7 protein-coding genes are annotated in these 6,269 nt (G+C 42.0%); 5 read left to right on the plus strand and 2 right to left on the minus strand.

The genetic code is table 11. The annotated features are described in order from the left end of the window. The 4 genes from QZY09_RS14625 to QZY09_RS14640 form a co-directional block, all read left to right on the plus strand. Positions 1-575: RNA polymerase sigma factor (locus QZY09_RS14625; RefSeq protein ID WP_367119224.1), on the plus strand; the 575-nt coding region annotated here is incomplete at its 5' end. 17 nt (positions 576-592) lie between these two features. After that, the gene (locus QZY09_RS14630; protein WP_295673546.1) at positions 593-907 is read left to right on the plus strand and encodes a hypothetical protein; all 315 of its coding nucleotides are present in this window, start codon (positions 593-595) and stop codon (positions 905-907) included. A 96-nt stretch (positions 908-1,003) separates the two neighbouring features. Further along, complete coding sequence (locus QZY09_RS14635; protein WP_295673548.1) at positions 1,004-1,438, plus strand: Hsp20/alpha crystallin family protein; 435 nt, start codon at positions 1,004-1,006, stop codon at positions 1,436-1,438. A 237-nt stretch (positions 1,439-1,675) separates the two neighbouring features. Next, entirely contained in the window at positions 1,676-2,698 is a 1,023-nt protein-coding gene (locus QZY09_RS14640; protein WP_295673550.1) for a hypothetical protein, read from the plus strand. Positions 2,699-2,747: 49 nt separating this feature from the next. Here QZY09_RS14640 and QZY09_RS14645 read toward each other — a convergent pair whose 3' ends face one another. Continuing rightward, on the minus strand, positions 2,748-2,900 hold the full coding sequence (locus QZY09_RS14645; protein ID WP_295673551.1) for a hypothetical protein: 153 nt from the start codon (positions 2,898-2,900) through the stop codon (positions 2,748-2,750). Further along, positions 2,897-3,268 carry a BlaI/MecI/CopY family transcriptional regulator gene (locus tag QZY09_RS14650; protein WP_367119225.1) on the minus strand — a complete coding sequence of 124 codons (372 nt, stop codon included), beginning with the start codon at positions 3,266-3,268 and terminating at the stop codon, positions 2,897-2,899. Before QZY09_RS14650 ends, QZY09_RS14645 begins: the two co-directional genes overlap by 4 nt. Before the next feature lie 620 nt (positions 3,269-3,888). On the opposite strand from QZY09_RS14650, the gene QZY09_RS14655 reads away from it, so the two are divergent. Continuing rightward, a partial coding sequence (locus tag QZY09_RS14655; RefSeq protein WP_295673553.1) for an ABC transporter permease occupies positions 3,889-6,269 on the plus strand: 2,381 nt, incomplete at its 3' end.

Consider the following 6,269-nt stretch of genomic DNA (forward strand, 5'->3'; position numbering starts at 1 on the left):
TGCCTAAAAAAAGGAAAGATGAACGAATGATTGAAAGATCAAAAAATATCGTAAAGGCGGTTAGTGATTATGGCAGGGGACTTTTTAACTTTATAAGGAGAAAGGTACCTGGCGAAGCTGACGCGGAAGATATTTTGCAGGATGTTTGGTACCAATTAAGTAATATTGGCGACAAGGAAGAAATTTTATCTTTGCGTGGCTGGTTGTTTAAAGTAGCGCGAAATAGGATAATTGATAAAGGCAGAAAAAAGGCCGAACAACTGATAGACGACCTCGTTGAAACTGACGAGGAAAATGATGTTGATTTTGCGGATATATTGCTGCCGGACGATGATGACCCGGAATCGGTTTACCTGAAAGAATTGTTTTGGGAGGAATTGTTTGAGGCATTGGATGAACTGCCTGAAAAGCAAAAGCAGGTTTTTATATGGAACGAACTGGAAGATAAAACCCTGCAGCAAATTGCAGATGAAACCGGTGAGAAATTAAAGACCATCATCTCCAGGAAAGGATATGCAGTTAAATATTTGCGCAGCCGTTTGCAAACGCTATACAATGATTTTTTAGATTACTAACGCACATAACCTGAGGAATGAAAAATAAATTATTATACCTGCTTTTTTTTGTTGCTGTTATAGTGTGCTTAAGCGGTGTAGTAATGTTTTTATGGAATATCATCTTGCCGCAGGTTACCCATTTGGCAAAAATAAATTACTGGCAAGCCCTGGGCTTAGCAGTTTTAAGCCGGATCTTATTCGGGCGCCTCTCTTTTGGCGGGCCTTTTGGCAAGTATAAGGGAGTGGGACGCGCCGAAATACTGAAGGATAAGCTAATGACAATGGATGAGGCGGATAAGGCTGCATTTAAAGAGGAGTGGCGGAAAAGGTGCGGGCGTAAGGATTGGTGATTTTATATTCCCTCAAAAAAATAAAATTTTTCTTAAAGTAATTTCAGACCTATACACGTCTTCACCTATAGAAGGGCAATAAAGCCGTTCGACAAAATGAAAGACAATATGTTTGGAAATTATAATTCAGCAAGGGGCGCACAAGGTTGCGGCCATGCACACGGAAAACACGGCCATTTCAGAGAAGGGCATTTTCGCAGGCCAAAATATAACCTGCCGATAAACATTGCCGATAACGAAACCAATTTTGAGGTTTATGTTTACGCACTTGGTTATGCGAAGGAAAATATTAAGCTATCGGTACAGGATGATATTTTATACATCAGCGGCACACGTACCGTCGATGAAGAAAACCTGCCGAACTTTAGCAAACAGGAATACCCGATCAAATCCTTTGAAAGGATGCTGAACTTAAACGGCCAGGTGGATGTTGCTGCCATCAGCGCGAAACAGGAAGATGGCGTGCTCATTGTCACCTTGCCCAAAAATGCCGAAGCGCAGAAACCATCGCAGGAAATACCGGTTAATTAAATGTTAAAATGGAAACGGTAGAGGCCTTTCCCTATCGGGAAGGGCTTTTTTGTTTACAGCTGGATATAAACCGTCATGTATACAGATTATTGACCTGTGTACTATTTTAGTCAAATGGTAAATTTTTACAATTGGGTGAGGTTGTTTCAAAGTGCAATATTTTAATTTGGTATTTAATTAAAATATTGCAACTTTAATATAGGGTTGCATATTTAATATTAGCTTAATGTTACCCATATGAGAAAAAAGGTACTTTTTATCACCGGTTCGATGAACCAAACATGGCAGATGCACCAGATAGCCAGGCAGCTGGATGAATACGATTGCTGGTTCAGCCAGTTTTTTACCGATTTGAAGTTGGCCAATTTCCTGATGAAATATACTCCGTTGTTTAAGGGTACTATTTTTTGGGGGCAGTTTAAAGAAAACTCTGAAAAATACCTAAGGAATAATGGATTGCAAATTGACTACCAGGCCAAAAAGAATGAGTACGATCTGGTAGTTTATTGTTCTGATCTTCATATCCCCAAGCGGATGCACAAAAACAAAATTGTTTGGGTACAGGAGGGAATGACGGATAAATATACTTTAATAAGTAAAATAGTTAAGGCCCTTAAGCTTTCCCCTGGGTTTAGCGGGGGCACATCGTTAAACGGTACTTCTAATATTTGTGATATATATTGTGCCGGCTCCGAAGGGTACAAACAGCAGTTTACCAGGCTAGGTACTGAGGCCGTTAAGATAGTGGTTACCGGCATCCCTAATTATGATAATATAGCCCAGTTTAAAGATAACGATTTTCCGTACCGGGATTACGTAATGGTGGCCACTACGGATATGCGCGAGACTTTTAGGTATGAGAACCGGGCAGCGTTTATAAAAAAGGCAGTCGAAATTGCCGATGGCCGCCAGCTGCTTTTTAAACTACACCCCAACGAAAAATTTGAAAGAGCCGAAGCTGAGATAAGAAAATACGCGCCGGAGGGTACTTTGATTTACCGGAGCGGTAATACCAACCAAATGATCGCCAATTGCTGCGAGTTGATCACTCAATATTCAACTGTCGTTTATGTTGGTTTAGCGCTTGGTAAAAAGGTGCATTCTTATTTTAATCTTGATGAGTTAAAACGGTTGGCCCCGATACAAAATGGCGGCGCGTCAGCGGCCAATATCGCTAAAATTTGCAGGAGTATTTTGCAGCCCGGTGCAAAAGAGGTGGAATTGCTTAAAGATTATTACGAAATGGAACAAGAGGGGTGAGGGGGCATCAGTCATTAGGTCATTGGCTTTATTGCAGATTATTTTAACTTCAGATCCATCTGAAATAAAGAAGAGACAAGGCCAGGCAAAAAACCAGGATGATGCGGTTTAAACGGTAAAATGTTTCCTTTTGCAGCAATAGCTTGTAAAACAAAAGGCAAACTGTTATTAGCAGTGCAACGTGCAGGATAAAGGGTATCATTTCTTTTGTGAATTAATGAGGTATATAATTTCATTTAATTCATCGTTCGAGATCTTTTGCTCTTTGGCAAAAAACATCAGCATGTTAGGGTACGAATTATCAAAATACTGGCTTACGATATCGTTCATGGCATGCTTCTGGTATGCGTCTTTTGATATGACCGCATAATAGCGGAAAACGTTACCAATAGTTTCATGTGCCAGGAAACCTTTGTCTTCCAAAATCTTTACCATGGTAGCTATAGTATTATAATGAGGCTTGGGGTCGGGCATTTCATTAATGATCGCTTTAATAAAAGCATTCTCCAGCTGCCAGCAGGCCTGCATTATTTGTTCTTCCTTTTTGCCAGTTTTTGCATAACATATAATTTAAAATCAAATGTGATACTAGTCTATTAGTATTTAAACTAATTGATTAGTACTCGTATGAAGTATTTTGTAAGTTATTGATTTATAAACAGAAGAAACATTAATATGTGCTATTACTAGCGAAGAAGCAACTGCTATATGCGCAAATCCCTTTACTATATTCTCCAGGTTACCAATTATCCGCACGCCGAACTTCACCTTTCACTGACGTTCTGATACAGCGATTGCTTCGTTCCCTGTCTGCAGGCAGGGCCGCAACAACAATCAGTGGGGGGCTTAACTTCATAACTCACGTATTTTTACGTATTTAATTAATGAAAAATAGCGTAGATATACTTATGCCTGATAAGCTGGGCTGCAGTAGATTTGTTCTGGAAATCACCCAAAGACTTTAACCTGGCCTTATCACATTTCTAAAATAATACCCGGCTATTGTGGGTGCATTACTGTTGATGCCAATCTTTAATTTGTAATTCGCCATTTTCAACCGTGTCTGCGGACGCTCAGTATGCCAAATCCGAACGCATTAGTATTTTAAATTTACACATAAATACCTCATAATTAGTGATTTGTAAAAATGGCACAATGTTAGCGGAGGTGTTCGCCTAACCGCTTTCATCATGATCAAAAATTATTTTCTCATTGCTTTCCGGAATATTAAAAAGAATAAGGCTTTCTCTTTTATCAATATCGCCGGGCTGGCTATTGGTATGGCTGCCGCTTTGCTCATTATTCAATATGTAACCTTCGAGCTGAGTTTTGATAATTTCCATACCAAAAAAGACAGGGTGTACCGCGTAACACAAGATCGCTTTGAGCATGGCAAATTAAGTACCCAATGGGCTGGTGGTGCATTTGCGGAAGGAAATTCATTTAAAAACAATTTCCCCGAGGTGGAGGACTATGTAAAAGTGGTGGGCAACGGATCATTGCTGGCGGTAAATAATGATACCCGGCTAACCTTAGCGAAAACTTATTTTGCCGGGCCTTCATTTTTTAATTTATTTACTTATCCGCTCATCAGCGGCGACCCGAAAACTGCATTGAGGGATGTAAATTCAGCCGTTATTACCGAAACCGTAGCTAGAAAAATTTTCGGTACCACTGATGTAGTTGGCAAAACGTTTAAATTCGACCTTAACATATTAAAAGTAACCGGTGTAATGAAAGACTACCCGGAAAATACACACTTTAGAAGCGACCTGCTGATGTCGTACGCTACTTTGTTAAAATTTGCGGGACCCAAAAACGACCTTGATAATGCCTGGTTGAACGATGGTTGTTTGACCTACCTGCTCCTAAAACCGGGTGTGGACGCAAAAGCCCTGGAAGCTAAGTTTGTGCCGTATGTAGACGGGGTGTACAAAAAAATAAACTGGTCGGGTGCCACTGCAGCCTATCATTTGCTGCCCCTGGAAAAAATTCACCTTTCGCCCAATTTGATGCTGGAGGCAGAGCCCCATGGCGATGGTAAATCAGTTTATTTGCTGGCGGGGATATCGATATTTGTGATCATTATCGCATGGATAAATTACATTAACCTGGCTACGGCACGCGGAATAGGCCGGGCAAAAGAAGTGGGCGTACGCAAAACCCTTGGTTCCAATAAAGGCCAGCTGCTGGCGCAATTTATGCTTGAAGCCATGCTGCTAAACGGATTGGCCATCGTGCTGGCTATTGTAATGATCATCGTCTTTCTGCCCATCTTTTCGGCCATATCCGGGCAAAATATAACCCTTACTTTGTTGGTAAAGCCGGTTTTCTGGCTGGCGGTTGTCAGCCTGTTTTTGGTAGGTTCCTTCTTTTCAGGATTTTACCCCGCACTTGTTTTATCGAATTTCAGGCCGGTAGAAGTGATGAAAGGAAAGTTATCCGCTTCGCCACGCGGCATTATCTTGCGAAAGGTGATGGTAGTTTTCCAGTTTGCGGCATCGTTTTTCCTATTGATCGGGTCGCTTACCGTTTACAAGCAGGTCAATTTTATGGAGAAACAAAAGTTAGGCATCAATATCGAGCAAACATTGGTCATAAAACCACCCCTTGCGCACGTAGATTCGTTTTACCGCAGCATGAGTTCCTTTAAAAACGAAAGCCTGCGCGATCCGGCGGTTAAAAGTGTAACCGTATCCACCAACATTCCCGGCGATCCGGTAGACTGGAACGCCGGCGGCATCAAACTAAAAGGTACCGACCAGGCCAGCGGCAAGCAATACCGCATCATTGGCGGCGATTATGATTTCCTGAAGGCCTATGGTGCGCACGTGCTGGCGGGCCGGTTGTTTTCGAAAGATTTCAGTACAGACCCGCATGCGGTGGTGTTTAATGAAAAAGCCGTGCAATTATTAGGCTTTGACAAACCTGAACAAGCCGTTGGTAAGGAAATTGATTTTTGGGGACAGGTTTACACCATTGTTGGCGTGGTGCAAAATTTCCACCAGCAATCGTTACATGATGCTTACGATGCGCTTATTTTTCGCTGCATCCCTGATGTGCGGGGTAACGTATCGGTAAAAATTAGTACCGATAACTTACCGCGAACCATCGGAGCCTTAAAAAACAACTGGAAAGCATTTTTCCCCGGCGACCAGTTCGATTATTTTTTCCTTGATCAGCATTTTAATGAGCAATACCATGCCGACAGGCAATTTGGGCAGGTATTTGCCACCTTTACCGGTATAGGTATTTTTGTGGCCTGCCTTGGTTTATTTGGCTTGGTGTCCTACACCATTGTGCAGCGCACCAAAGAGATCGGCATCCGCAAGGTGCTGGGTGCATCGGTAAACAGCATACTAACGTTGCTTTATAAGGATTTTGCCTTACTGGTAGTGATCGCATTTGCAATAGCGGCGCTGCTGGGCTGGTATGCCATCCGCCAGTGGCTGCAAACGTACGCTTTCCGTATCGATATCAGCTGGATACTGTTTGCTGTTCCATTCATCATTGTGTTGTTTATCTCCTTTGCAACGGTATCGTGGCTAAGCTTTAAAGCGGCGCTGATGAA

This window comes from uncultured Mucilaginibacter sp., from assembly GCF_903913935.1.
Lineage (GTDB): Bacteria > Bacteroidota > Bacteroidia > Sphingobacteriales > Sphingobacteriaceae > Mucilaginibacter.